We start from the raw sequence: 25488 nt of genomic DNA on the forward strand, positions 1-25488 counted from the left end.
TAGATATTTACCTTGTCGATCCGTTGCGTGTTGTTGAAAAGTAGCACGCGCGTCATCACGCCACATTCCGATCAGTGTGTGAAACACCTTCTCTTGAATAAATGGTCCTTCAATCGCTGCATTCACACACCTAGCAACCGAGTCCCATTCTTCCGAAGTTAATTGGAGACTTTTCATCAAACGCCCGTCGCCGGAATACCCGTCCGCTCAACCGGCCTAGGCGCCGTCAGTTCTTTCCATGTGCTCAGCGCCTTATTCGTGGGCGTATTCCCTTCGCGTTTCACGAAATCGCCGTGCCCTTCTTCAGTCCGCACCTCCCCGTCGTGGATCGCGACCTTGCCGCGTGTCAGGGTGAAGCGGGGCAGGCCTGTGACCTCCTTGCCTTCAAACACATTGTAGTCGATGGCCGATTGCTGGCTGTCCGCTGTGATCGTCTTGGATTTCTTCGGATCCCAGACCACCAGATCGGCATCCGCCCCGACCAGCACCGCACCCTTTTTCGGATAGCAGTTCAAAATCTTCGCGATATTCGTCGAGGTCACAGCGACGAATTCATTCATCGTCAGTCGCCCGGTCATCACGCCGTGGGTCCAGAGCATCGGTAGCCGATCCTCTAGCCCGCCGGTCCCGTTCGGGATCTTGGTGAAATCGCCCACGCCATAGCGCTTTTGTTCGGTGCTGAACGCGCAGTGATCGGTCGCGACAACCGACAGCGTCCCGCTTTGCAGCCCGGCCCAGAGGCTATCCTGATGCTGCTTGTTCCGGAACGGAGGCGACATGACACGGCGGGCGGCGTGATCCCAATCTTTGTTGAAATACTCGGATTCATCCAAGGTCAAATGCTGGATCAACGGCTCACCCCAGACGCGTTTACCCTGCATCTTGGCGCGGCGGATTGCTTCGTGCGCCTCTTCACAAGAGGTATGGACGACATACAAAGGCACGCCCGCCATATCGGCGATCATGATGGCGCGGTTGGTGGCTTCGCCCTCAACCTGGCTGGGGCGGGAATAGGCGTGGGCCTCGGGGCCGGTGTTACCCTCGGCCAGCAGTTTTGCTGAAAGCTCCGCCACCACATCGCCATTCTCGGCATGGACCATCGCGATGCCGCCCAGTTCGGCCAGACGGTTAAAGCTGGAAAACAGCTCATCATCATTGACCATCAGCGCGCCTTTATAGGCGAGGAAGTGCTTGAACGTGTTGATCCCGCGCTCCTCGATCACGGTTTTCATGTCGTTGAACACCTGCTCGCCCCACCAGGTGACGGCCATGTGGAAAGAATAATCGCAATTGGCGCGGGTCGATTTGTTGTCCCAGCGTTTGATGGCATCCAGCAGGCTTTCGCCTTGGTTGGGAAGGCAGAAATCCACGACCATCGTGGTGCCACCAGCCAAGGCCGCACGGGTACCGCTTTCAAAATCATCGCTGGAATAAGTGCCCATAAAAGGCATTTCCAAATGCACATGGGGGTCGATGCCACCGGGCATGACATAGCAGCCCGTGGCGTCGAGCTGTTCGTCGCCTTTCAGGTCGGGGCCGATTTCGATGATCTTGCCGCCGTCGATCAGGACGTCCGCCTTATAGGTCAGATCGGCGGTGACGATTGTGCCGTTTTTGATGACTTTGGTCATGACTTCATTTGTCCTCTACTTTTCGGAAACCAGAAATGGCCCATAGCGACGCCAGTCCCAGTATGAAGGTTAATATCGGCGGCCCAAACATAAGCCGAAGCAAGCCCGAAACCCTTAGCCAGGTTCGTCTATTCATCTCAGTGACGAGTCGTTCTAGAGCCGCTTGTCTGGCCTGATCGGCCCCAGCGTCGCCCGTAACTTTTGCTGTTGGCGGTCCTTCTATAAGACGCATGATATCTTTAGAATTTAAATTGGCAGACATTGAGACAGTTATCATCCAAATGACACTTAAGACGAGCCAAGTACGAAACAGTCCTCGCCGCCAATTCACCCCACAATCTCCGCCGTCTCAACCACCGCATGGAACAGCACATCTGTCCCTGCCGCAGCCCATTCCGGTGAGATCTCTTCCGCCTCATTATGGCTCAGCCCGTCGACGCAGGGGCACATGACCATCGCCGTTGGGTAGAGATCGTTGATCCAGCAGGCGTCATGCCCCGCGCCGGATACGATATCCATGTGGGAATAGCCCAATCGCTCGGCCGCGTTCCGCACGGCTGCAACACAGCCCTCATCAAAGGCAGGCGGGTCGAATTGGCCGACGATTTCGGCCTCAAACGTGACGCCGATGTCTTCACACAGCTTGGGAGCGCGCTCCATCAGCTCAGCCACCATCCCATTCAGCTTATCCAGCAGATGGGTGCGCATATCGACGGTGAAGACCACCTTGCCGGGGATGATGTTCCGGCTGTTGGGGTAGACGTCGATATGGCCGATGGCCCCCACCGCACCCGGTTGGTTCTTCATCGCGATTTCATGCACCAGCTCGGTGATCAGCGCGAGGCCACGGCCGGCATTCTTGCGCATATGCATCGGGGTAGAGCCCGTGTGGCTTTCCTTGCCGATCACTGTAATTTCGATCCAGCGCAGGCCCTGACCGTGGGTGACCACGCCAATATCTTTGCCTTCGGCTTCAAGGATCGGGCCTTGTTCGATATGCAGCTCAAACATGGCATGCATCTTGCGGTCACCGACCTTTTCGGTGCCTTTCCAGCCGATCCGTTCCAGCTCATCCCCGAAACGCTTGCCCTCGGCATCGACCTTATCCAGCGCCCAGTCCAACGTGTGTTTGCCCGCAAAAACGCCAGAGGCGAGCATGGCCGGGGCGTAGCGGGTGCCCTCTTCATTGGTCCAGTTGGTGACGACAATCGGATGCTTGGTTTTGATATCCAGATCATTCAGGGTGCGGACGACCTCAAGCCCGCCAAGCACCCCCAAGACGCCATCATATTTCCCGCCCGTGGGCTGGGTATCAAGGTGCGAGCCCACATAGACCGGCAGCGCATCGGGGTCAGTGCCTTCGCGGCGGGCGAACATGTTGCCGATCTCATCCACGCCCATGGTCATACCTGCGGCTTCGCACCACCTTTGAAACAAATGGCGGCCTTCGCTGTCTTCGTCAGTCAGAGTCTGGCGGTTATTACCTCCGGCAATACCGGGGCCGATCTTGGCCATTTCCATCAGGCTATCCCACAGGCGTTCGCCATTGATGCGCAGGTTCTCTCCGGGGGCGGCCATCGCTTTCTCCTTCAGCTCGGGCATTCTTGATTTGACCAAGTGGTCAAACGGACGCTAACAGAGGGAGGGCACCAGTCAAGTTATCGGCGTGATTTTAAAGCATGTGCCAATAAAGCCCGCAAATAGACCCAAAAACAGGTGCAAACGCCTGCAAATTAAGCAAAGTTACTTATGGAAAAACCTTTAACCCGGATTCAGCAACGCAACCAAACCGCGATTTTGTCAGCAGGTCTGGATATCTTTTCACAGTTCGGTTTCCGCGGATCGACCCTGGATCAGATCGCTGATGCGGCCGGGTTGTCCAAGCCGAATTTGCTGTATTATTTTCCTTCAAAGGACGCGATCCACGAAGTCCTGCTTGCGCGTTTGCTTGAAACCTGGCTCGATCCGCTTCGGGCGCTTGACGGCAACGGTGATCCAATCGCCGAGATCATGGGATACGCCCAGCGCAAGCTGGCACTTAGCCGCGACTTTCCCCGCGAAAGCCGGCTTTTTGCCAATGAGATATTACAAGGTGCCCCCCGCATCTTGGACATTTTGCGGACTGAGCTGAAGGATATGGTCGACGAAAAAGCCGCCATTATTCAGGCATGGGCAGATGCGGGTAAAATCGCGCAGGTCGATCCACATCATCTGATCTTTTCGGTCTGGGCGCTGACGCAGCATTATGCCGATTTCGATGTGCAGGTGCGCGCCGTTATGGGGGATCGCGACCCGCATGATGGGGTCGCCGGGTTTTTGAACACGCTTTACGAAAAGCTGCTGCGTCCCTGAATCGGACCGTATGCATCGTGTACAGATCCCGTACATATGCTGTACATACAACGCGGCGGATTGTGGCTGACGACGGCACGGTTAGAGCGTTTCGCTTTATCTAAAGATAAAACGCTTCGCCGGTCACCCGCTGGCCCAATGCCATCGCGTCCGCAACGTGGATCATCGGCCCGATATCTACGTCTGACACCCCATCCTTGACCAAATCCGCCATCCGGTCGTAAAGCGCCGGGTATTCCCGTTCGGGCCCGACATCTTGCGGCGCACCATCAATCACCAAGCGCGATCCCCCATCGTGCAAGCTGATCCCGCCTGCATCTGTTTGAACGGTGATATCCCAGCTTTGGGGGCCTTCTTGTCGCCAATCAAACTCGGCGATCACGTTTTCGGTCCAGCGCATCTGTGCTGCGATTGGCGTGTCGCAATTGGACGGGAAAAGCAGCTCTGCCGCTTGCAGATGGATTGGCATTGGCAGGATTTCGGTAATTATAGACAGGGCATTAATGCCGGGGTCAAAAACGCCCATACCGGCCGGCGCGAACACCCAGTCTTGGCCCGGGTGCCAGCGGCGCACGTCTTCTTTCCAGGTAATCTGGACCCCAGTCACTTGCTTGTCTGCAAGCCAGGCTTTCGCCGGTGCCACGCCGGGCGCCATCCGGCTGTGCCAGGTCGTGAACAGGGTCACGCCTGCGGCGCGTGCCATATCAGCAAGCGCGTGAACTTCTGCCAAGGTTGCCCCGGGTGGTTTTTCCAGCATCACATGACGGCCCGCCGCGATGGCTTTGGCCGCATAGGCGTAGCGAGGCACAGGCGGAAGGCAGAGCGAGATCACTGGGATATCGGTTTCCGCCAACATCTGGTCGAAATCGGTGAAGGCTTGCACCCCGTCGATAGTGCCCGTCCGGCTGACCGTTGCCGCGAGGTCCCAATCGGGGCTGGCGTTGATCGCGGGCACATGCTGGTCGGTGGCGATTTTGCCGATGCCGACGAGGCAAATCGGCGTCATTAGTGCGCTTCCTTTCCGACGGCATTGCCCCGGTGCCCCACAAGGAAATCGAAATCCGCCCCGGTATCTGCGCCCATGACCCGATCATGATAGAGCATTGCATAGCCGCTTTCGGGCCGGGGGTTTGCGCCGGATTTTTCGGCTGTCCAAGCCTCTAGCCGCGCTGCGAGTTCCGCATCCGTGATATCCAGATGCAAACGGCGTCCGGCCACGTCGAGTTCGATGATATCCCCGTTTTGCACCACAGCGAGCGGCCCGCCAACGGCGGCTTCGGGTGAGGTATGCAGGACCACGGTGCCAAAGGCTGTGCCCGACATCCGCGCATCGGAAATCCGCACCATATCGGTGATCCCTTTTTTCAGGATCTTGGGCGGCAGGCCCATATTCCCGACCTCGGCCATGCCCGGATAGCCGCGCGGGCCGCAGTTTTTCAGGACCATGATGCAGGTTTCGTCAATATCCAGATCGTCGTCATTGATGCGGGCTTTGTAGTCGTCGATATCCTCAAACACGACGGCGCGCCCGGTGTGTTGCATCAGTTCCGCCGTGGCGGCGGATGGTTTCACAACCGCGCCGCCGGGGGCGAGATTGCCGCGCAACACGGCGATGCCACCGGATTGGGTCAACGCCTTTTCGACGGGTAGGATCACGTCCTCATTCCAGTTTTTCACATGTTTGACCTCGTCCCACATGGACCCGCCCGAGACCGTTAGCGCGTCTTTGTTCAAAAGCCCCGCTTCGCCCAACCGTTTGATGACGACTGGCAGGCCGCCTGCGTAGAAAAATTCCTCCATCAGGTATTTGCCCGACGGCATCAGGTTGACGATTGTGGGTACATCGCGGCCCAGACGGTCCCAATCGTCCAAGGTCAGTTCAACGCCTTTGGTCCGCCCGGCCATGGCCAGCAAGTGGATCACCGCGTTGGTGGAGCCGCCGATGGCCGCGTTGGTGCGGATTGCGTTATCAAACGCTTGTTTGGTCATCACATCGGATGGTTTCAGATCGTCCTTCACCATATCCACGATCCGACGCCCGGTCAGATGTGCCATGACCCGGCGGCGGCTGTCGACAGCGGGGATTGCGGCGTTACCGGACAGCGCCATGCCCAGCGCCTCGGCCATCGACGCCATTGTACTGGCGGTGCCCATGGTGTTGCAGGAGCCGGGAGAGCGGGACATGGAGGCCTCCGCCTCAACAAATTCTTCCGCTGTCATTTCGCCCGCGCGGACGGCTTCGGAAAATTTCCAAAGATGCGTGCCAGAGCCCACACGTTCGCCCCGGAAATGCCCGTTCAACATGGGCCCGCCCGACACGACAATCGCGGGCAGATCGACTGATGCCGCGCCCATCAGCAGTGCGGGTGTGGTTTTGTCACAGCCGGCCAACAGCACGACGCCGTCGATGCATTTGCCCCTGATCGCCTCTTCCACATCCATGGCGCAAAGGTTGCGGTACATCATGGCGGTGGGGCGCAGGGTGCTTTCGGACGGGGAAAAGACGGGGAATTCGACGGGGAAACCGCCTGCTTCATAGACCCCGAATTTCACCTTTTCAGCCAGATCGCGCAGGTGGGCGTTACAGGGGGTCAGCTCGGACCATGTGTTGCAAATGCCCACGACGGGCCGCCCATCCAGAAGGTCCGCTGGCAGCCCTTGATTTTTCATCCAGGACCGGTGATAAATCGCGTCTTTAGAACTGCCCCCGAACCATTCTTGCGAGCGCAGTTTGCGGGGCCACTTGGCGGGCTGAAAGGCCATGATACTCTCGTGCTTTGCTGGAATGTGAAGATTATCATTTCAGGTCTGACCGGCCCTGGCAAATCAATAGTGAAAGGGTCTCACTATGCGGAACAACTTCCTAAACGGATACGACGTCTGTCGCCGCTGAGAGGTTTTTTGCCTCCGGCGGGGATATTTTTGGCCAAAAGAAATAACGCTCTGTTAACCATCTCGAGTGAAGATGGGTGGGCGGTACAGGCGGGGACGCCGATGACCGCGCCATGAGAAACCCCTCTTTGTCCTTTGTGATAAAGAGGGGCCCATATTTTCTTTTGGCTAAAAATATCCCCGCCGGAGGCTTTGGAAGGGTAGACGCCGGTTGGGTGGCTTGCGCATCGCGTGTTCCTCGGCAACAAGAGCCTTATGGAAAAAACACTGCTTTCATTTGGCCATGGCTTTAGCGCCCGCGCCCTGTCGCGCCTTTTGTTGCCGCAGGATTGGCGCATCATTGGCACCACGCGGTCAGAGGATAAGGCATCAGCCCTTATGGCCGAAGGTATTGAGCCGCGTATTTGGCCGGGCGCGGATATGGTCCCAGCGCTGGATGCAGCGACGCATCTACTGATTTCCGCCGCGCCGGGCGCAGAGGCCGATCCTGTTTTGGCAGAATTGCGCGATGAGATCGCCACCCGCGCCAGCCAGTTTGAGTGGGTTGGTTATTTGTCCACCACTGGCGTTTACGGGGATCATCAGGGCAATTGGGTGGACGAGACCACCCCGCTGACCCCTGCCACCAAGCGCGGGATTGCCCGGGTTGCGGCCGAGGCCGCCTGGGCCGATATCCCCGGCTTGCCTTTGCATATTTTCCGGCTTGCGGGCATTTACGGCCCCGGACGCGGCCCGTTTTCAAAGGTCCGTAATGGCACCGCCCGCCGTATCATCAAGCCGGGCCAGATCTTTAGCCGGACCCATGTGGCCGATATTGCACGCGTTTTGGCCGCTTCGATTGCGCGCCCCAACCCCGGCGCGGCCTATAATGTTTGCGATGATGATCCCGCCCCACCTGAGGATGTGATCGGCTATGCCGCTGAGTTGCTGGGTCTGCCGATCCCGGCTGCTGAGGATTTCGAGACCGCTGAAATGACCCCGATGGCCCGTAGCTTTTACGCTGAAAGCAAGAAGGTGCGGAATGATCGGATCAAGGATGAGCTGGGCGTTGAGTTGCTTTATCCCGATTATAAAACCGGATTAAAGGCGCTACTGGCCCAAGAGATCGGCGGTGCTTAGCCCATTCCGATATTTGCCGGAATCATAGGCTGGCCGTGATCCCACCGTCCACGAAAAGCGTGTGCCCATTGACGAAACTTGACGCATCTGACGCCAAAAAGATCGCCGCGCCAACCAGTTCTTCGACCTGCCCCCATCGCCCTGCGGGGGTTCGTTTTTCCAGCCATGCGCTGAAATCAGCGTCCGCCACAAGTGCCGCATTCAGCGGGGTATCGAAATAGCCCGGCGCGATGGCGTTGCATTGCAATCCCTTGGCCGCCCAATCGGTCGCCATACCCTTGGTCAGGTTTGCAACCGCCCCCTTGGTAGCAGTGTAAGGTGCAATGCCGGGCCGCGCCAATGCCGTTTGCACGCTGGCGATATTGATGATCTTACCCGCCCCCCGTTCGATCATATGCCGTGCACAGGCCTGCCCGACATGAAAAACGCTGGCAATATTGGTCTGCAAAAGCCGCTCAAACGCATCTGCCGGAAAATCCTCGAGCGCGGTCCGGTGTTGCATGCCGGCATTGTTGATCAGGATGTCGATCGGCCCGGTTGCGCCCTCAAATCTGTTGATCGCCTCTTTGACCGCCGCATGATCTGTCGCATCAAAAGCCAGTGTTTCGGCGCCCCCCAGCGTGTCTGCCGCTGCCGCCAATTTGCCGGTGTCCCGCCCGTTCAGCACTACCTGCGCCCCTGCCGTCTGAAGCCCTTGCGCCAGCGCAAAACCGATCCCTTGCGATGAGCCGGTGATCAACGCCCGTTTTCCCGAGAGCGCAAACAAACTGAGGTCCATGGGCTGTCTTCCTTTGTCTTTTTTGCGTGCTGATCAAGATACTTGATCCGTTAAATTGGTCTGTTTAGCATTTCGAGGATCGTTTTCTCTGTCAACTTGCATGGCCGCCCCCGGGTTGCCCCGATACCGGAAAGCCCTGAAATGAAGGCCATTGTCATCCACGCCGCAAAAGATCTTCGGATTGAACATCGCCCCACGCCCACGCCTGGACCGGGCGAAGTGCTGGTCCGCATGGCCCGTGGCGGCGTCTGTGGTTCGGATCTGCATTACTATAACCATGGTGGCTTTGGCAGCATTCGTCTGCGCGAGCCGATGATCCTGGGTCATGAAGTGTCCGGCCATGTCGCGGCGATGGGTCCCGATGTCAGTGGTCTGAGCAAAGGCGATCTGGTTGCCGTTTCACCCTCGCGTCCGTGTTATGAATGTTCTTACTGTTTGGAGGGCGCCCATCAGCACTGCATGAAGATGCGGTTTTATGGCTCTGCGATGCCGTTTCCGCATATTCAGGGCGCGTTCAGCGAATACATCGTCGCCGATGCCCGCCAATGTGCCCAAGCCGAAGGTCTGACTGCCGAACAGGCCGCCGTCGCCGAGCCACTGGCTGTGGTTTTGCATGCCGCAAAGCGCGCTGGGAGCCTTTTGGGAAAGACTGTTCTGGTCACCGGTTGCGGGCCTATCGGTCAGCTGAGTGTCCTTGTCGCCCGCGCGGCTGGTGCCGCCAAGATCGTCGCGACAGATGTTACACCCTTCACCCTGCGCAAGGCGCAGGCTGTCGGTGCCGATCAGGTTCTGAACGTCGCCGAATGCCCCGATGCCCTGCGCGATTACGATACAGATAAGGGCCAGTTTGATGTCCTTTTTGAATGCTCGGGCCTCGCGGTGGCCCTTGCAGATGCCATCCCCGCGATGCGCCCGGGCGCGGTGATCATGCAATTGGGTTTGGGCGGTGACATGCAATTACCCATGCAAGCGATCACGACCAAGGAAATCGAGTTGCGTGGATCGTTCCGCTTTCATGATGCGTTCTTTACCGCTGTCACGATGATGCAGGCCGGCCGGTTGGATGTGACCCCGTTGGTGACCCATCAAATGCCGCTTGATCAGGCCAGTGCCGCCTTTGAGTTGGCTGCTGATCGCCATCAGGCCATCAAAGTGCAGATCGCGTTTTCCTGAAAAGCCCTGTGTGTTTTTCCGCCAAGGCTTGACAGGTGCAAGAATTCGGCATTTGGTATTCCAAATAACGCTTGGTCCAAGATTCAAGGGCCGGGCATATCATGGGAGGAACGCGGGGCTCTCGCCCCGAAACTGGCGCTTTGCCGGGGCTATTGGATCATCCAATTGCGACAATCTAGCCGCCAGATTTCAAAAAAGACCACGTCGCATTTTATCACCCAAAATATCGTTTTCGGGTGCCCGGCACATCGATTGTAAGGGCTATAAGGGAGGAACCAATATGCTCAACACTATCACAAGGACCGTGACCGCTGGTCTGGCCGCGCTGACGCTGACAACAGCCGCTGCTGCCCAACAAACGAACCTGCGTATTCAAACACATTTCTCGACCGAAACCCTGTCTGGCCAGATGGCTGCCGAGTTTGTCGATGATGTGCAGACCATGTCGAATGGCGAAATCCAGATTGAAATGTTCTATTCCGGCTCGGTTGTGAACGCGACCGAGACGTTTGATGCCGCTGTGACCGGTATTCTTGATTGCGACATGACTGGCGGTGCCTATCAGGTTGGCAAAAACCCCGCATTCCAGTTTGCAGGTGATCTGAACGGCGCCTATTCCAACCCCTATCAGATGTATGCCTGGATGCTGCATGGCGGCGGTTATGACGCTATTAACGCCCTTTATAATCCCCAAGGCATGGAGTTCGTCGGTTGGTGGATTCCGGGGCCTGAATCGCTTTCATCAACAGCGCCCCTTGGCGGTGTTTCTGATCTGGAGGGCTGGAAGTTTCGTGCCCCTCCGGGTGTGATTACGATGATCTTTGAAAAGCTGGGTGCCTCGCCCATCGTGATGGATTTCAACGAGATCTTCACCGCCCTGGAAACAGGTATCATTGATGGTGCCGATGCATCCAACCTGCCCAACAATGTTGGTCTGGGTCTGTATGATATCGCCACCCATGCCAATTATCCCGGCTTCCATTCCATGCCTGCAGATCACCTTGCCTGCCGCAAGGATGTTTGGGACGGCATGCCAGAGCATCACCGTGCCATCATGCGTGTGGCCATGCAGGCCCTTGGTCTGAAAAACACCACTGTTCAGGAAATCGCATCTGCCGAAGCTGCCAATGATTTACGTAATCAAGGCGTGACCCTGCACACTTGGTCGGATGCCGATATGCAGACCTACCGCAATGCGGTCGCCGAATCTTGGGATGAATACGCCACCACCCCCGAGTCCAAATCATTGCTGGAAAGCCATCTGTCCTTCTTGCAAAGCATTGGCGCCCTGTAGCGTTGCATTGATCTGGTGATCCAATGAAGGCGGCGGTTCATTCCGCCGCCATTCTTCAACGGACGGCCCGCAGCAAATCGCCGGTTGGGAGAGGAACATGAGCAGACAGTCAGGCCATTTGTTGGATTGGATCGTTCCCGTCTTTTTTGTCATTTGCGCAGGCTGGACCGTATGGCACCTGCCCGCCTTTCTGCTGGATTTCGTCAGCTACGAAAACGAAAGCAAGGCCATCCAGATCCAGGATTATTTTGATCGCAAACAGATCACGCCGGGCATTGCCGGTCTGGGCGGCGGCAATGTTGATGTTGTCGACTGGATCGCCCTGATCCTGATGCCCATCACCTTTGTCATCGGCGTTTGCACGGTTGTTCCCAATCAGATGGAATTTCAGCAACACAGCAAGTTTGACCAGATCGCCATGTTCATCGGCCGTATCACCATGATCCTGATCATCCTGATGACCGGTGTCATGCTATATGAGGTCTTTGTCCGCTATGCCATCGAGGCCCCCACCCTATGGGCCAATGAGCTGACGCTTTGGATTGCGGGGTTCATTTTCATGCTGTCGGGTGTCTATGGCATGCAGCAACGCTCGCATATCCGCATATTCATTCTGTACGAAGTATTGCCCCGCTGGGGCCAGCATATCTGCGATGTCTTATCCGTTTTGCTGTTATGGTTCTTCACCGCCTGCCTGCTTTATGGCAGTTACCATCAGGTTTTTGTCGGCAAGTTCTATAATTGGCAGACCTTTGGCACCGCCTTTGACCCGCCGCTACCTGCCACTATTCAACCGATCATCCTGATCTCAATCACGCTGGTCAGCATTCAAGCCTTCATAAACCTGATTGCCGACTGGAATCGCGATCCATCCGCATTGGCCGACAAGGATGTCGTTGACGCGGAAGAGCTTGAAGCCCTCAAGAAAAGCGTAGGAGACAGCTGATGGATCCCGCAACTATTTCGATTGTTCTTGTCTTGGGTCTGATTGTCCTTTTGGCGATTGGTATGCCGCTGGGCATCGCTTCGGCGGTCATGGCTGCCGTTGTCATGATCATGAAATTCGAGCCCACGCTTTTGACCAACCCCATGAACTTTGGCGAGGGTATGTTAACCAGCAGACCCGGCACGGGGCCGCTATACATTCTAACCCAGAAGGTCTTTGACCTAATCACCGCCTATGTGCTGATTTCCGTGCCTTTATTTATTTTCATGGCCGCCTTGCTGGAGCGCTCGGGCATTGCAAAACAGATGTATGACAGTCTGGATTTCTGGCTAAGCCGCGTGCGCGGCGGTGTTGCCATTGTCACCTCGCTGATGGCTGTTTTGATGGCCGCAATGTCCGGTATCATTGGCGGCGAAGTTGTTCTGCTTGGCCTGATTGCCCTGCCGCAGATGCTGCGCCTTGGCTATAATCAGAACCTTGCGATCGGAACGATTTGCGCGTCAGGCTCGCTTGGTACGATGATCCCCCCTTCTATTGTGCTGATCATCTATGGTCTGATCACTGAGACATCGATCAAGGCCCTTTTTACAGGCGCGTTCCTGCCCGGCTTTATGCTGGCCAGTTTCATCATCATTTATATCATCATCCGCACCCAGCTTGACCCATCGCAGGCCCCGCTGCCCGAACCCGCTGATGATGATCCGCCCAATGGTCAAAAGATCATGATGTTCGTCGGCTTCATCGCCACCCTTGTGGCAGGGATCACGGGCATCCTGCTGCTGCGTTTGGGGTTTCTGAGCCTGACCGGCCGGAATGTGCCCGGCGGCAACAGGTTTGAGCCCCCAAGTTTGGGTATGCCCGAGGATTTACCGATGCTTATCGGCATTCTGGCTGGCTGTCTGATCGTCATGTTTGTTCTGATCGGCAAACATCGCACCAAAGAGGGCTGGCGCCACGGCAAGGGGCTGGTCCCGCCATTTTCGGTTATCGGCATTGTTCTTGGCTCAATCTATGGCGGCGTCACGGGTATCACCGAAGCGGCTGGCCTGGGCGCACTGGCGGTCTTTGTCATTGCCGTTTTCCGCGGCACGGCATCGGTTGAACTGGTCTGGACCAGCCTGATGCGTACCTTGCGGTCAACCGGCACCATCATTTGGGTCACCGTCGGCGCCGCTGCCTTGGCCGGCGCTTATACGTTGGCGGGCGGTCCAGCCTATATCGCCCAGACGATTGTTGGCGCAGAGATGCATGCCATGGTCGTCATCTTGATCATGATGCTCATCCTGCTTTTCATGGGTGCTTTTATGGATTGGGTTGGGATTGTTCTGCTGATTATCCCGGTCTTTCTGCCCATCGTTCAGAACCTCCCGATTGAGGATATCGGGTTCATCGGTCAGCTTGATCCCCGCCATGTCGCGATTTGGTTTGGTGTCCTGTTCTGCATGAATATGCAGGTCAGTTTCCTGTCCCCCCCATTTGGTCCGGCGGCATTCTATCTGAAATCAGTCGCCCCCGCCCATATTTCGCTAACCGATATTTTCCGCGGCTTTCTGCCCTTCATTGGTGTCCAGCTGCTTGCCCTGTCGGTATTGCTGATCTGGCCGAATATCGTGACTATCCTGCTATGATCCGCCGCGCCAAGGATAGGCCCGCATGAAGACCGTCCGGCTTGCAGCTGCGGATAATGTCGTCACGGCTATCCAACCGCTTGAGAAAGGCGAGGCGGGCGCGATCCAATTGGTCCCGCGCGGTCACAAGATGGCCACCCAGTCGATCCCAAAGGGCACCCCAGTGCGGAAATATGCGCAGATCATTGGCTATGCTGCGCAGGATATCCCCGAGGGCGCGCATGTGCATTCCCATAACCTGGCCTTCCGTGCCGTCGATGTGGCCTATGAATTTGCCACCAACCTAAAGCCGCCCCCCGCGCCCAGCGCCACCCGCAGCTTTCGGGGGTACAAGCGCCCCACCGGCCGTGTCGGCACCCGGAATTATCTGGCCATTCTGACCAGCGTGAACTGCTCGGCCACAGCCGCCCGCATGATTGCGGCCCATTTCACACCCGCGCTGCTGGCCGCCTACCCAAATGTTGATGGCGTTGTGGCCTTTGTCCACGGAACCGGTTGCGGCATGGCCAGTGCTGGTGATGGGTTTGAGGCTTTGCAGCGCGTTATGTGGGGCTATGCCCGCAACCCTAATGTCGGCGGCGTGCTGATGGCTGGCCTTGGTTGCGAAGTAAACCAGATTGATTGGCTGATCGAAGCCTATGGCCTTGAACCTGGACCCCTGTTTCAATCGATGAATATCCAGGATGTTGGCGGGCTTGAGAAAACCATTGCGCTGGGCATTCGCAAGGTCAAAGAGATGTTGCCTCATGTGAACGCCTTCCACCGCGAAGAGGCCTCTGCCGCGGAGCTGATGGTCGCATTGCAATGTGGCGGCTCGGATGCTTGGTCGGGTGTCACTGCGAACCCTGCTGTTGGCTATGCTTGTGATCTATTGGTCGCCCAGGGTGGCACCGGCGTGCTGGCCGAGACCCCGGAAATCTATGGTGCCGAGCATCTTTTGACCGCGCGCGCCATCAACCGGCAGACCGGCGAAAAACTGTTAGGTTTGATTGATTGGTGGGAGGACTATGTCGCCCGCAATCATGGCAGCATGGACAACAACCCATCACATGGCAACAAGAAGGGCGGTCTGACGACGATCCTGGAAAAGTCATTGGGTGCTGCGGCCAAAGGTGGCACGACCCCGTTGACCGGTGTTTACAAATACGCCGAGCCCGTCACGGCAAAGGGCTTTACCTTTATGGACAGCCCCGGCTTTGACGCCGTTTCGGTCACCGGTCAAATCGCCAGCGGCTGCAATCTGGTCTGTTTTACCACCGGTCGCGGGTCCGCCTTTGGTGCCAAGCCCAGCCCATCGATGAAAGTGGCCACCAATACACAGATGTATAACCGTCTGGCCGCTGACATGGATATCAATGCCGGTACGATCCTGTCAGACGGTCAAAGCGTTGAAGAGGTTGGTCATCAGATCTTTGAGATGTGGCTGGACATGGCATCTGGCGCGATGTCCAAATCCGAGGCACAAGGATTGGGCGATTTTGAGTTTGTGCCCTGGCAAATCGGGGCGGTCATGTGATGTTGCAGCATCTGATCATTCGCATTGCACATCATGCGCGCATTCGCGTATGCGGCCCAATGCGCCGGGCAGATTGCGGCGAAACAGAAAGGGAAATTTCAGAATGAAAATCGGATTTATCGGCCTGGGTCTTATGGGCCGCGCCATGGTCGAATGTTTGCAAAAAGCAGGTCACGACCTTGTTGTTATGGGTAACCGGGATCGCACCGGTGTCGAACAGGCGCTTGCACGCGGTGCCGAAGAAGCAACATCCCTGACTGCGCTGACCCAAAATGTTGAAACCGTCATGATCTGCGTCAGCAATTCGGACCAGGTGGAGACCCTTGTTTTGGGTGATGGCGGTATCTTATCTGCCGTATCAGCGGGCCAAGTTGTTTTGGATTTCGGCACTTCATTGCCTGCATCCACAAAGAAAATCGGTGCCGCCCTGGCAGAAAAAGGCGCCCATTACATGGATTGCCCTTTGGGCCGCACCCCAGCCCAGGCTGTTGATGGCCTTTTGAATATCATGGTTGGCGGGACCGATGAAAGCTTTGCCAAAGCAAAACCCTTGCTTGAGCAGTTGGGCGAGAATGTTTTTCACCTTGGTCCTTTGGGCGCGGGCAACACCATCAAGCTGCTGAATAACTATATCGGCATGACCTTTGTGGCCACCGTAGCCGAGGCCTATGTCGCGGCTGATGCTGCCGGTCTTTCCCGCAAGTCGGTTTACGACGTTGTCGGCTCTGGCCCGATCCATTCGACCATGCTGGATATGGTCAGCGCTTATATGGTCGATGGCAAAAAGACGATGGAATTCTCTGTTGCCAATGCCAGCAAAGACCTTGGTTATTTCCGGCAGATGGCCAGTGATCTGGGGCTGGAAAATCGGATGTCCGCCCCTTCGGCTGCGATGTTTGCCGCCGCCACCGAAAGTGGGACAGGCGACGAGCTGGTGCCCCAGCTTATCGATTGGGTCAGCGCGCAGGTCAAAGACGCCTGATCTGACCGTGGCTGCTATTCTGCCACGCGAGGAAAAAACGGCGGCGGGGGTGATCCTGATGATCATTGCTGTCGCCTTATTCATTTGCGTCGATACATCGGCGAAATGGTTGATCCTAGGGGGCATGGCCCCGATACAGGCAGCCTTTGCCCGTTATGCCGGGCATTTTGTTTATGCAGTGCTGTTCTTTTGGCCCAGTGAGGGCCGATCAGTCTTTTCCACCGCACGCCCTTTTGTTCAAATAGCGCGATCATTGGCGCTGCTTGGTTCAACTGTTTTGAATTTCTTTGCGTTGAGCCAATTACCTATCACCGTCACCACGACAATTATGTTTTCGATGCCCATCATCATCACTGTTCTGGCCATCCCGATATTGGGTGAGCGCGTGGGTCTACGCCGCTTTAGTGCCGTTTGCGTGGGCTTTTGTGGCGTGATTGTTGTCACCCAGCCATGGGGCGCCCAATGGCATCCTGCCATGCTATATTCGCTGGGAGCCGTCAGCTCTGCTGCGATCTATTTCATAATGACGCGCTTGTTGGCCGGGCAAGCCAGTAATGCGACGATGCAAATCTGGTCATCGGGCATTCCGACCGCTTTGTTGCTGCCCTTTGCAACCGCCCAGTGGGTTTGGCCCGAAACCGCGCTGGGGTGGTCCGTTTTCTTGGGCATCGGGATGTTTGGGCTTATCAGCCATATGCTGGCAACGATGGCCCACCGCTATGCCGAGGCTGCGTTGCTGTCACCTGTCGTGTATTGCCAGATCCTATTTGCCGCTGTCGCTGGGATCGTTGCATTTGATACGTGGCCCACGGTCTATACCTTGCTGGGCGGCCTGATCATCATTGGATCAGGCCTTTACATCTGGTTGCGCGAGCGCAAATTGGCCGCTCTCTAGCCCCGGCCGATATAGGGCATCGCGCTGGCCATGACGGTCATGAATTGCACATTCGCCTCAAGCGGCAATTCGGCCATATGCAGCACTGATGACGCGACATGATCGGCGTCCATCACGGGTTCCACCGCGATGGCCCCATCTGCCTGCGGCACCCCTTGTGTCATCTTCACCGCCATATCCGTGAGCGCGTTGCCAATATCGATCTGCCCACATGCGATATTATAGGCTCGCCCATCGAGTGAAAGTGACCGGGTCAGCCCCGTGATCGCGTGTTTAGACGCCGTATAGGCCGCCGATCCATATCGCGGCATATGTGCCGAGATTGAGCCGTTATTGATGATCCGTCCCCCTTGCGGATCTTGCGCGCGCATCAGCCCAAACGCCGTTCGCGCACAGATGAACGACCCGGTCACGTTGATATCGATCAGGTTCCGCCAGGCAGCAACATCAATGTCATCAACTGTTGCCGTATCCAGTGTCACCCCGGCGTTGTTAAAAAGCACATCAAGCCGCCCCCAATCCTGCACTGCCGCTGCAAAAACCGTGTCGATCTGCTTTTCATCCGTCACGTCACAAGGCATCGCCCGCGCGTTTACATATGTCGCCGCCATTTCTTCGAGCGGTTCAACTTTCCGCCCTACAAGCCCGACTTTCCACCCTGCGTTCAGAAAAGCCTCTGCCGTCTTTTTGCCGATCCCACGGCCCGCGCCGGTGATGATAATCGTCTTTTTCATTGCCTTCTCCTGCTTGGTTGGCCTGCGCGTTTTGCACCTAGTTAACCGGGGTAACCAGCGGTGCCCCATTTAGGAATGCGCTGATATTGTCCCGTTGCAAAGCCGCCATCGCCGCCCGTGTTTCGACCGTTCCTGAGCCTTGATGTGGTTGCAGCACGACATTGTCCAATGCGTAAAACCGCGGGTCTATCTGCGGTTCGTTGTCAAAGACATCCAGCGCCGCCCCGTTGATCGTGCCGGTCTCTAACGCCGTAAAAAGCGCGGCTTCGTCAACAGTACTGCCCCGCGAGATATTGACCAGCACACCGTTTTCGCCAAGCGCAGACAGCACGTCGGCCGAGACCATCCTTTGGGTTTCCGCCCCCCCGACCAGTGCCACCACAAGGTAGTCAACCGCACCTGCCAAAGCGACCGGGTCATCGTGGTAGATGTAGCCTAGCGTATCTTTTTCACTGCGCGACCAGTAGTGGATATCCATCTTGAACGCCTCCAGTCGCACCGCGATTTCACGCCCGATCCGCCCCAATCCAAGGATACCGGCGGTGCTGCCGCTGACTTTGCGGTTCAGCGCGAAGGCCCCTTTCCCCGCCCAATGCCCCGACCGCATCCAGCTGCTTGCCTGCGCCATCTGCCGTCCATGCATCAGGATCATGCCGACCGCCAGATCAGCCACATCATCATTGAGTACATCGGGCGTATTCGTGATCTTGATCCCATTATGCGTCGCCACCGCCACATCAATCGCATCGTAGCCGACACCGTAATTTGCAATGATCCCAAGCGCGGGCAGTTGCGCCATCGCATCTGGTCCAAAGGGGTGATGACCCTTATAGGCCACCGCCTTGATCTGGTCGCGCAAGGCCGCGTCCAATGTCCCGATCTGGGTCGGGTCGTCCAGAAAAAGTGGTGCAAATTCGCTTTCAAGCTTTTGCGTTTCATCAGGCGTGTAGTTCCCGATGGCAAGCGTTTGGGTCATTTTTCCCTCATGTCAGCATCATGGTTTCATTCAGCGCGACCCTAGCCAGTGGCCGCGCCAATAGGAACTTCAAAATTTGGTATTCCAAAAATGCGGTCCCTCTGGTAGCGTTTCTTGCATCTTGATCGCAGTTCAATGCGGCGGGTTTGGGAGGAATGCGTGCCAAAGATCAAATCAATCCGCACCCGCGTATGGCATTGGACCGGACCTGTCGTCCCCCCGCAAGGGAATTTCTGCACAAATGCGTCAGATGCTTTGTGGATGAAGGGCGATGCGATGGCCTCATTTCGGTTTCACCAATGGCTTACCTGTGAGATCGAGACAGACGACGGCACAATCGGCATCGGCAATGCCGCGCTGGCACCGACCGTCATCAAACAGGCCATCGATGAATGGTTGGCGCCGTTGATCATCGGCGAAGACCCGTTTGATTATGCCTATCTGTGGGAAAAAATGTATCGTCGCACCCATGCCTGGGGCCGCAAAGGTATTGGCATGACCGCCATCAGTGCCATTGATATAGCTATCTGGGATCTGATGGGCAAACTGGTGAACAAGCCCGTCTTCAAATTGCTGGGTGGCCGCACAAAAGAAACGATCCCGGTTTACTATTCCAAGCTTTATTCCGGCCCTATCGACGAAATGCAGGCCGAGGCCGAGGCTGCCATGAACGCCGGCCATACCGCCTTTAAAATGCGTTTTGGCTGGGGCCCCAAAGATGGCATGGCCGGGATGCGCGAGAACCTCAAACGTGTCGCCGGTGTCCGGGAGGTCATTGGTGATGACACCGATCTCATGGCCGATGCCTATATGGGTTGGAACCTGGATTACACCAAACGCATCCTGCCCAAATTGGCCCCGTTTGAGCTGCGTTGGCTTGAAGAGCCGGTGATCGCTGACGACATTGCCGGATATGCCGAGCTGAATGCCATGAATATCGTGCCAATCTCTGGTGGTGAGCATGAATTCTCGATCATGGGCTGCAAAGACCTGATCAACAACCGTGCAGTCAGTGTTTTGCAATATGATACCAATCGCGTTGGCGGGATCACCGCAGCGCAGAAGATCAACGCGATTGCAGAGGCAAGTCAGATCCCCGTCATCCCCCATGCTGGGCAGATGCATAATTATCACCTGACCATGGCCAACACGAATTGTCCGATGGCCGAATATTTCCCGGTCTTTGATGTCGAGGTGGGCAATGAGCTGTTTTACTACATTTTTGAGGGCGATCCGGCTGCCAGTGATGGCCGATTGCAGTTGGATGATGACGCGCCCGGTTTGGGTATCTCAATCACAGACAAGTATCTTGCGCATTTCGATATTGCCGGGTGACATCACCTTTGGTCCATCTTGATGACAGGGCAAGACACGCTAATACAAACCCAACAACCTTCCTGATCGGATAAGAAATTGACCAAAAGCAACTGGACAGACGAGCTGAAGGATTTTGCCGATCTCAAGCCGCGCCGTTCCCTTGCGATGGAAGCGGCCGATACGCTGCGCGAATTCATCTTGCTGGGCAAGCTCGCCCCGGGGGTTCCGGTTCGCGAACGTGATTTGGCGGATGCTTTTGGCATTAGCCGCACACCCCTAAAAGAGGCCTTGCGCATTCTGGAAGGGGAAGGGTTGATTGATTACGGCCCGACCCGGCGTCCGCGCGTGGCAGATCCGTCGCTGGTCCAAATTCTTGACTGGCTTCGTGTTCAAGGTGCGTTGGAAGGTTTGGGCGGAGAGCTTTGTTGTCAGTTGGCCACGGAGCATGAGATCAAAAATATCGCCGCCCTGAACGCCGCTATCGTCAAGGCCAGAGATGCTGGAAATGCACTGGAGGCATTCCGAAAGGATATGGCCTTTCATGCCGCGATCGTTGCCGCCTCGCGCAATGCGGCTTTGATCGAAACCCATACCACATACAACGCCCGGCTGTGGCGTGTACGTTACCTGTCATCCCAACGCAGCGTCGGGATCGAGACGACCAAACAGCAGCATCTGGATATTGTTGCCGCCTTAGAGACCCGGGACGCTGTTGCCGCCCGCAAGGCGTTACGTACCCATCTCCAAACGGCCGAGATCAATATTGCTGCCGTGTTGGCCGATGACACCCCTGCGTCGTAACATGGGTGAGGCTGCCTTGCGCGGGGCCGTTTATGGGACCTTCATTTACAAGCCGCCAGATAGTCAAAAACTGCCTTGGCCCCCGCTGCCATGTCGCTGGTAGCAGCATCTGCTTGATCAAGTTGTCCAAAGAATGATTTGAGCTGCCCGGAGGATGCAAACCCTTGCATCACGCGTAGATAGGATGTTGGCCAGCCATCCTGTATTGAATTTGATTTCAATAACATACTGGCCCCAAGCGCCGACCCGTTCAGCACGTAAAGTACCCCCCAAGCCCAGCCATCTGACGGGGGATCGCCCCGCTTGGTCGCCTGATCATCGCATCCAAGATCTGCGCAAAGTGCCGTCTGGCGCGCGTTCTCAATCTTCTGGTAGTGGCCCAATTGCGTGGATGTCACCGCCCTTGCGCCAAAAGTCTGATGCGTCTTGAGCAGCGCCTTGAGCCAATGATCATAGCTGTCCCGGCTTGCAAAGCGTCCATCCGAAAACCATCGGCTTTCAGCCCCTTCATGGGCCGCACGTGTGGACATTTTCAGCACAGCCCGATTGCCGACTGGCGCACGCGATTGCATTTCGATGGATGGCGACAGGTCTGTCAACGGATTGCGTTTCCCATTTGCGCTGGCTTGGACGCTTTTCTAACCCATGTTTGCAGCCAGCGCTTCCCAATGCAACCATAGGAAGGTAGCATTGGCCAACTTTAAAGCGCATTCACGACAGGTAAATTCATGGATCAGCCCGCCAAGACGGACACCGAAGCTAATCCCCGGCAGATGGGGAAGGTCGATGAGAGCTTTTATCTGATTGGTGTGGGTGCCTCAGCAGGTGGGCTGGACGCCATCAAGCAATTGCTGAGCCAGATCCAACCCGGCTTTCCCCACAGTCTGGTGATCGTGCAGCATATTTCGCCCGATTATAAATCGCTTATGTCCGAAATTCTGGGTCGCGAGACGACATTGCCGGTGCAAGAAGTCACCGACAACATGGCTGTAGAGGCCGGCCAAATCTATCTGATCCCGCCTCGCTCCAACATTTTGATCCAAGGCACCAAGGGCGATAGCGGTTCGCAAGTCGCAGCGGGCACAAATGGCAAGGTGCATTCAGGCCTGCGTTTTTCGCTAGCCGAACCAACACCCCGCCCCGGGCTGAACCTGCCGATTGACGTGTTCTTCCATTCGCTGGCCGAGGCCGTACAAGACCGCGCTATCGCCGTCATTCTATCAGGCAGCGGGTCTGATGGCAGCCGCGGGATGCGCGCGATCAAGGATCATGAAGGCTTTGTCCTGGTCCAAGATCCCGACATGGCCGCGTTTGACGGGATGCCCCGATCAGCCATTGCCACCGGCATTGTTGATATTGTCCTAGCCCCTGACCTGATGGTTGGTGAGATCAACCGCTATATCGAAATGCGCGTGCGCGGCATCGACAATGTCGACCGTCTTTTTGCAAAGGCCGGGGATAGTTTCACCAAACTGCTTGAACGCGTCAGCGAAACCGCCGAAATCGATTTTAGCCTTTACAAAGAACCGACGCTGAAGCGCCGTGTTGCAAGGCGCATGGCCCTAAAGGGCTTTACCGATCTTGAGGAATATCTGGACTATCTCAAGCGCGACGCCGCTGAAGCCAATGTGCTTTACCGCGAATTCCTGGTTGGCGTGACCAATTTCTTTCGTGATTTGCCAGTTTGGCGAAATCTGCAGCAAACTATCCTGCCTGAACTGTTTGCGCATGGCCATGAAGATGAGCCGTTACGCATTTGGTCCGTTGGCTGTTCGACCGGCGAAGAGGCCTACACGATTGCTATGCTGATGGAAGAGTACCGTTCCGAGAACGACGTCAGTCGCGAGTACCGTATCTTTGCAACAGATGTGAATGAACGCGCCATTCAAACCGCCAAACAAGGCGTCTATCCTGACAGTGTCCGCGAGGAAATTCCCGCTGAATATCTCAATCGGGGCTTTTTGACATTTCAGAGCGGAACATTTTCGGTTGCTCCGATGATCCGGAACCGCGTCGTCTTTTCGGTACATAATGCTATCGAAGACCCACCCTTTACCCGCACTGATTTGATCGTCTGTCGCAACCTGCTGATTTATCTCAGCCCAGAGGTGCAGGCGAAGATCATGACCCATTTCTCATTCTCGCTGCGCAAAGGTGGGATTTTGCAGTTGGGCGCCGCCGAAACAACCGGGCCGCATGGCGCGATGTTTGACGCGCTGATGCATAAAAGCCGTATCTACCGCAACACGAGGCAGGTTGATTTTACCGGCCGGCGCGGCACACGACCGTCGGATTTCGCCGCTACCCGCTTTTTACCCCGTTCCCACAGTCTGTCGGGCCGAAGCCATATCCCCGGTGATGACGTTGCGACGCTGTTGCAATTTACCATGGATGACGAACGCACCTGCATTTGCATTGCTGACGAGAATGGCAAGATCACCCGGACTTTTGGCAATCACACGGGTCTTTTGGACATTCCGACAAGCGGCTTTTCAGCCAACCTGCTGGATTTGGTCGATGAACGCCTGCGCAGTTCCGTTGCGCTGGTTCTGCGCCGCTCGGAGATGGAAGGATTTGCCGACAAAAAGGGTGTCCGTCTGATCCATGATGACCAGATCGAGGTTCTTGATATCTCAAGCCGGAAAATTTCGTGGGAGGCAAAGGCCGTCGCCTTTGCGATCACATTCCGCCGCCGCGATGAAACGGCGATTTCGCTGGGCCCTGCCCCGCAGACCGAAAGCACAACGGATATGCCCACACAGGCCTATATCCAGCATTTGGAAAATGAAGTGCAGTCTTTGCAGGATATGCTCAGCGCGACAGCCGAGGATCTGGGTGCCTCGAATGAGGAACTGCAAACAACCAATGAAGAGCTGATCGCCTCAAACGAGGAATTGCAGGCCAATAACGAAGAAACCCAAAGTATCAACGAAGAGCTGCATACGCTGAATGCTGAGAATGCTGATAAGATCGCCGATCTTGAAGCGGCGACTGCGGATATCAACAACCTTCTGGAAACGGCCGAGCTGGGCGTTTTGGTGCTTGGCGAAGATCTGACCATTCGCCAGTTCAGCACGGGCCTGCGCCCCTATATCGCGCTGGAGCAGACCGATATCGGTCGCCCCCTTGAGAATTTTGCCATCCAGTTTGAGCATGATTCAATCCAGAAATTCCTGCGCGATATCCGCCAATCCCAGGAACATGGCTCTGAAAGCTCGCGTGAGTTGATGACCTATGACGAAAAATATGCCTTTTGCCGGATCAGGCCCTATCGCAATGTTCATGGCGAACGCAGCGGTGTTGTTGTGACCTTGCAGGACAACACAGAAGTCCGCCGTCTTGCCGAAGAGGTCAGCGAAAGTATCAAGCTGCGCGAGTTAGAGGTGCGTCGCCGGTCCGAAGAAATTCGCCGCTTTGCGTTGGCTGCCGCGCATGATCTGATCCAGCCGATCAACACAATCGACAGCAGCCTTTCTGTTTTGAAAGAATCCCTGCCAGAGGACGTCAGCGATGAGTTGAATACTGTCGTCGGGTTCCTTGGGTCATCGGCTGGCCGTATGCGTACCCGGGTTGAGAGTATCCTGGATTTCGCCCGCTTGCAGGAAAGCGAGTTGGAACTGCGCCCCCTCAGCCTGACCGAAATTGCCAAAAACGCCCTGCAAGATCTGGATGCGCAGGTCAAGGATACTGGGGCCAAGATCACCCTTGGTGATCTTCCCGATGCCATGGGCGCCGAACGCATGATCATGCATGTTTTCCAGAACCTGATTAGCAATGCGCTGAAATTCCGCGACCTCGAAAAGGACTGCTTGATCGACATTCAGAAAGTCGATGCCCCGGACGACATGGTGGCCTTTCGCGTCGCAGACAATGGGATCGGCATACCGCAGGAGTTCCGCGAGAAAGTGTTTGAGCCCTTTGCCCGCCTCAATACCAAAGAACGTTTCCCAGGCGATGGGATGGGTCTGACCTTGATCATGCAGATCCTGCAACATATCGGCGGCAGTATTAAGATCACCGATGGAATCGATGGTGGTGCAGCCTTTATTGTGACGCTTCAGTCCGCATGAAGGCCCCGACCGATATCATGATCGTAGATGATTTCCTGGAAGATCGTTTCTTCCTTAGTCATTTGCTGTCATCACTGTTCGACAATCCGCAAATTACTGAATTTGCTTACGCCGAAGATGCTTTGGACCATTTGAAAACGAACCCGACGGCCGCTTATGATCTGCTTTTTGTTGATATCAACATGCTGCGCATGAACGGGTTTGAATTTGCGGATACGTATTTGAGCTTACTGCCCGAGGGTCAGCCCGCCGGTAAGTTGTTTTTGGTTTCGGGCACGTTTGATCCCAATGATGAGGCCCGCGCCCACGATCGCGAAGGCGTTGCAGGTTTTATCAAGAAACCCGTCACCCGCGAGACATTAGCTGCGATCATAGGCTAGGTCG

At 56.2% G+C, this 25488-nt stretch carries 21 protein-coding genes; 13 read left to right on the forward strand and 8 right to left on the reverse strand.

Going from position 1 to position 25488, the window contains the following annotated elements; translation table 11 throughout:
- Nucleotides 1-176: 176 nt before the first annotated feature.
- Both hydA and AABB29_RS05970 read right to left on the reverse strand, forming a co-directional pair.
- On the reverse strand, nucleotides 177-1631 hold the full coding sequence (gene hydA, locus AABB29_RS05965; RefSeq protein WP_341367808.1) for a dihydropyrimidinase: 1455 nt from the start codon (nucleotides 1629-1631) through the stop codon (nucleotides 177-179).
- Between the two features lie 327 nt (nucleotides 1632-1958).
- Entirely contained in the window at nucleotides 1959-3209 is a 1251-nt protein-coding gene (locus AABB29_RS05970; RefSeq protein ID WP_341367807.1) for a Zn-dependent hydrolase, read from the reverse strand.
- Between the two features lie 171 nt (nucleotides 3210-3380).
- Between AABB29_RS05970 and AABB29_RS05975 the strand changes: the two genes are divergently transcribed.
- Nucleotides 3381-3983, forward strand: a complete 603-nt coding sequence (locus AABB29_RS05975; RefSeq protein ID WP_341367806.1) for a TetR family transcriptional regulator C-terminal domain-containing protein — start codon at nucleotides 3381-3383, stop codon at nucleotides 3981-3983.
- 100 nt (nucleotides 3984-4083) lie between these two features.
- Here the strand turns inward: AABB29_RS05975 and AABB29_RS05980 are convergent, their stop codons facing one another.
- Both AABB29_RS05980 and araD read right to left on the reverse strand, forming a co-directional pair.
- Nucleotides 4084-4989: a Gfo/Idh/MocA family oxidoreductase gene (locus AABB29_RS05980; protein WP_341367805.1), complete on the reverse strand. Its 906-nt coding sequence runs from the start codon at nucleotides 4987-4989 to the stop codon at nucleotides 4084-4086.
- Nucleotides 4989-6746 carry an L-arabinonate dehydratase gene (gene araD, locus AABB29_RS05985; protein WP_341367804.1) on the reverse strand — a complete coding sequence of 586 codons (1758 nt, stop codon included), beginning with the start codon at nucleotides 6744-6746 and terminating at the stop codon, nucleotides 4989-4991. Before araD ends, AABB29_RS05980 begins: the two co-directional genes overlap by 1 nt.
- Before the next feature lie 384 nt (nucleotides 6747-7130).
- Between araD and AABB29_RS05990 the strand changes: the two genes are divergently transcribed.
- Nucleotides 7131-7994: an SDR family oxidoreductase gene (locus AABB29_RS05990; protein ID WP_341367803.1), complete on the forward strand. Its 864-nt coding sequence runs from the start codon at nucleotides 7131-7133 to the stop codon at nucleotides 7992-7994.
- Between the two features lie 22 nt (nucleotides 7995-8016).
- Here AABB29_RS05990 and AABB29_RS05995 read toward each other — a convergent pair whose 3' ends face one another.
- Nucleotides 8017-8772: an SDR family oxidoreductase gene (locus tag AABB29_RS05995; protein ID WP_341367802.1), complete on the reverse strand. Its 756-nt coding sequence runs from the start codon at nucleotides 8770-8772 to the stop codon at nucleotides 8017-8019.
- Nucleotides 8773-8913: 141 nt separating this feature from the next.
- Between AABB29_RS05995 and AABB29_RS06000 the strand changes: the two genes are divergently transcribed.
- The 7 genes from AABB29_RS06000 (at nucleotide 8914) to AABB29_RS06030 (ending at nucleotide 17206) form a co-directional block, all read left to right on the forward strand.
- Nucleotides 8914-9945 (forward strand): L-idonate 5-dehydrogenase, encoded by a 1032-nt coding sequence (locus AABB29_RS06000; RefSeq protein ID WP_341367801.1) that lies wholly within the window; start codon nucleotides 8914-8916, stop codon nucleotides 9943-9945.
- 280 nt (nucleotides 9946-10225) lie between these two features.
- Complete coding sequence (locus AABB29_RS06005) at nucleotides 10226-11239, forward strand: TRAP transporter substrate-binding protein (RefSeq protein ID WP_341367800.1); 1014 nt, start codon at nucleotides 10226-10228, stop codon at nucleotides 11237-11239.
- A gap of 97 nt (nucleotides 11240-11336) precedes the next feature.
- Nucleotides 11337-12185: a TRAP transporter small permease gene (locus tag AABB29_RS06010; RefSeq protein ID WP_341367799.1), complete on the forward strand. Its 849-nt coding sequence runs from the start codon at nucleotides 11337-11339 to the stop codon at nucleotides 12183-12185.
- Nucleotides 12185-13813 carry a TRAP transporter large permease subunit gene (locus tag AABB29_RS06015; RefSeq protein WP_341367798.1) on the forward strand — a complete coding sequence of 543 codons (1629 nt, stop codon included), beginning with the start codon at nucleotides 12185-12187 and terminating at the stop codon, nucleotides 13811-13813. Before AABB29_RS06010 ends, AABB29_RS06015 begins: the two co-directional genes overlap by 1 nt.
- A gap of 25 nt (nucleotides 13814-13838) precedes the next feature.
- Entirely contained in the window at nucleotides 13839-15329 is a 1491-nt protein-coding gene (locus tag AABB29_RS06020; RefSeq protein ID WP_341367797.1) for an altronate dehydratase family protein, read from the forward strand.
- A 103-nt stretch (nucleotides 15330-15432) separates the two neighbouring features.
- Nucleotides 15433-16311, forward strand: a complete 879-nt coding sequence (locus AABB29_RS06025) for an NAD(P)-dependent oxidoreductase (RefSeq protein WP_341367796.1) — start codon at nucleotides 15433-15435, stop codon at nucleotides 16309-16311.
- Nucleotides 16312-16318: 7 nt separating this feature from the next.
- Complete coding sequence (locus AABB29_RS06030) at nucleotides 16319-17206, forward strand: DMT family transporter (protein ID WP_341367795.1); 888 nt, start codon at nucleotides 16319-16321, stop codon at nucleotides 17204-17206.
- Here AABB29_RS06030 and AABB29_RS06035 read toward each other — a convergent pair.
- Together AABB29_RS06035 and AABB29_RS06040 are read right to left on the reverse strand one after the other, a co-directional pair.
- Nucleotides 17203-17940: an SDR family oxidoreductase gene (locus AABB29_RS06035; protein WP_341367794.1), complete on the reverse strand. Its 738-nt coding sequence runs from the start codon at nucleotides 17938-17940 to the stop codon at nucleotides 17203-17205. The two genes, AABB29_RS06030 and AABB29_RS06035, sit on opposite strands and share 4 nt — an antisense overlap.
- 37 nt (nucleotides 17941-17977) lie before the next feature.
- On the reverse strand, nucleotides 17978-18916 hold the full coding sequence (locus AABB29_RS06040) for a 2-hydroxyacid dehydrogenase (RefSeq protein ID WP_341367793.1): 939 nt from the start codon (nucleotides 18914-18916) through the stop codon (nucleotides 17978-17980).
- Between the two features lie 159 nt (nucleotides 18917-19075).
- On the opposite strand from AABB29_RS06040, the gene AABB29_RS06045 reads away from it, so the two are divergent.
- The gene (locus AABB29_RS06045) at nucleotides 19076-20251 is read left to right on the forward strand and encodes an L-rhamnonate dehydratase (RefSeq protein ID WP_341367792.1); all 1176 of its coding nucleotides are present in this window, start codon (nucleotides 19076-19078) and stop codon (nucleotides 20249-20251) included.
- A gap of 78 nt (nucleotides 20252-20329) precedes the next feature.
- On the forward strand, nucleotides 20330-21034 hold the full coding sequence (locus tag AABB29_RS06050) for a GntR family transcriptional regulator (protein ID WP_341367791.1): 705 nt from the start codon (nucleotides 20330-20332) through the stop codon (nucleotides 21032-21034).
- Nucleotides 21035-21075: 41 nt separating this feature from the next.
- Here AABB29_RS06050 and AABB29_RS06055 read toward each other — a convergent pair whose 3' ends face one another.
- The gene (locus tag AABB29_RS06055) at nucleotides 21076-21633 is read right to left on the reverse strand and encodes a hypothetical protein (RefSeq protein WP_341367790.1); all 558 of its coding nucleotides are present in this window, start codon (nucleotides 21631-21633) and stop codon (nucleotides 21076-21078) included.
- 129 nt (nucleotides 21634-21762) lie between these two features.
- Between AABB29_RS06055 and AABB29_RS06060 the strand changes: the two genes are divergently transcribed.
- The gene (locus tag AABB29_RS06060; protein WP_341367789.1) at nucleotides 21763-25104 is read left to right on the forward strand and encodes a chemotaxis protein CheB; all 3342 of its coding nucleotides are present in this window, start codon (nucleotides 21763-21765) and stop codon (nucleotides 25102-25104) included.
- Nucleotides 25101-25484: a response regulator gene (locus tag AABB29_RS06065; RefSeq protein WP_341367788.1), complete on the forward strand. Its 384-nt coding sequence runs from the start codon at nucleotides 25101-25103 to the stop codon at nucleotides 25482-25484. The genes AABB29_RS06060 and AABB29_RS06065 overlap by 4 nt, the downstream gene beginning before the upstream one ends.
- The last annotated feature ends 4 nt before the right edge of the window (nucleotides 25485-25488 follow it).

Origin of the sequence: Yoonia sp. BS5-3 (assembly GCF_038069655.2) — a bacterium.
GTDB lineage: Bacteria > Pseudomonadota > Alphaproteobacteria > Rhodobacterales > Rhodobacteraceae > Yoonia > Yoonia phaeophyticola.

What these genes read in the sequence shown, in the direction of transcription:
- hydA (WP_341367808.1), bottom strand. Translation starts at nt 1,631, where the DNA reads ATGACCAAAGTCATCAAAAACGGCACAATCGTCACCGCCGATCTGACC.
- AABB29_RS05970 (WP_341367807.1), bottom strand. Translation starts at nt 3,209, where the DNA reads ATGGCCGCCCCCGGAGAGAACCTGCGCATCAATGGCGAACGCCTGTGG.
- AABB29_RS05975 (WP_341367806.1), top strand. Translation starts at nt 3,381, where the DNA reads ATGGAAAAACCTTTAACCCGGATTCAGCAACGCAACCAAACCGCGATT.
- AABB29_RS05980 (WP_341367805.1), bottom strand. Translation starts at nt 4,989, where the DNA reads ATGACGCCGATTTGCCTCGTCGGCATCGGCAAAATCGCCACCGACCAG.
- araD (WP_341367804.1), bottom strand. Translation starts at nt 6,746, where the DNA reads ATGGCCTTTCAGCCCGCCAAGTGGCCCCGCAAACTGCGCTCGCAAGAA.
- AABB29_RS05990 (WP_341367803.1), top strand. Translation starts at nt 7,131, where the DNA reads ATGGAAAAAACACTGCTTTCATTTGGCCATGGCTTTAGCGCCCGCGCC.
- AABB29_RS05995 (WP_341367802.1), bottom strand. Translation starts at nt 8,772, where the DNA reads ATGGACCTCAGTTTGTTTGCGCTCTCGGGAAAACGGGCGTTGATCACC.
- AABB29_RS06000 (WP_341367801.1), top strand. Translation starts at nt 8,914, where the DNA reads ATGAAGGCCATTGTCATCCACGCCGCAAAAGATCTTCGGATTGAACAT.
- AABB29_RS06005 (WP_341367800.1), top strand. Translation starts at nt 10,226, where the DNA reads ATGCTCAACACTATCACAAGGACCGTGACCGCTGGTCTGGCCGCGCTG.
- AABB29_RS06010 (WP_341367799.1), top strand. Translation starts at nt 11,337, where the DNA reads ATGAGCAGACAGTCAGGCCATTTGTTGGATTGGATCGTTCCCGTCTTT.
- AABB29_RS06015 (WP_341367798.1), top strand. Translation starts at nt 12,185, where the DNA reads ATGGATCCCGCAACTATTTCGATTGTTCTTGTCTTGGGTCTGATTGTC.
- AABB29_RS06020 (WP_341367797.1), top strand. Translation starts at nt 13,839, where the DNA reads ATGAAGACCGTCCGGCTTGCAGCTGCGGATAATGTCGTCACGGCTATC.
- AABB29_RS06025 (WP_341367796.1), top strand. Translation starts at nt 15,433, where the DNA reads ATGAAAATCGGATTTATCGGCCTGGGTCTTATGGGCCGCGCCATGGTC.
- AABB29_RS06035 (WP_341367794.1), bottom strand. Translation starts at nt 17,940, where the DNA reads ATGAAAAAGACGATTATCATCACCGGCGCGGGCCGTGGGATCGGCAAA.
- AABB29_RS06040 (WP_341367793.1), bottom strand. Translation starts at nt 18,916, where the DNA reads ATGACCCAAACGCTTGCCATCGGGAACTACACGCCTGATGAAACGCAA.
- AABB29_RS06060 (WP_341367789.1), top strand. Translation starts at nt 21,763, where the DNA reads ATGGATCAGCCCGCCAAGACGGACACCGAAGCTAATCCCCGGCAGATG.
- AABB29_RS06065 (WP_341367788.1), top strand. Translation starts at nt 25,101, where the DNA reads ATGAAGGCCCCGACCGATATCATGATCGTAGATGATTTCCTGGAAGAT.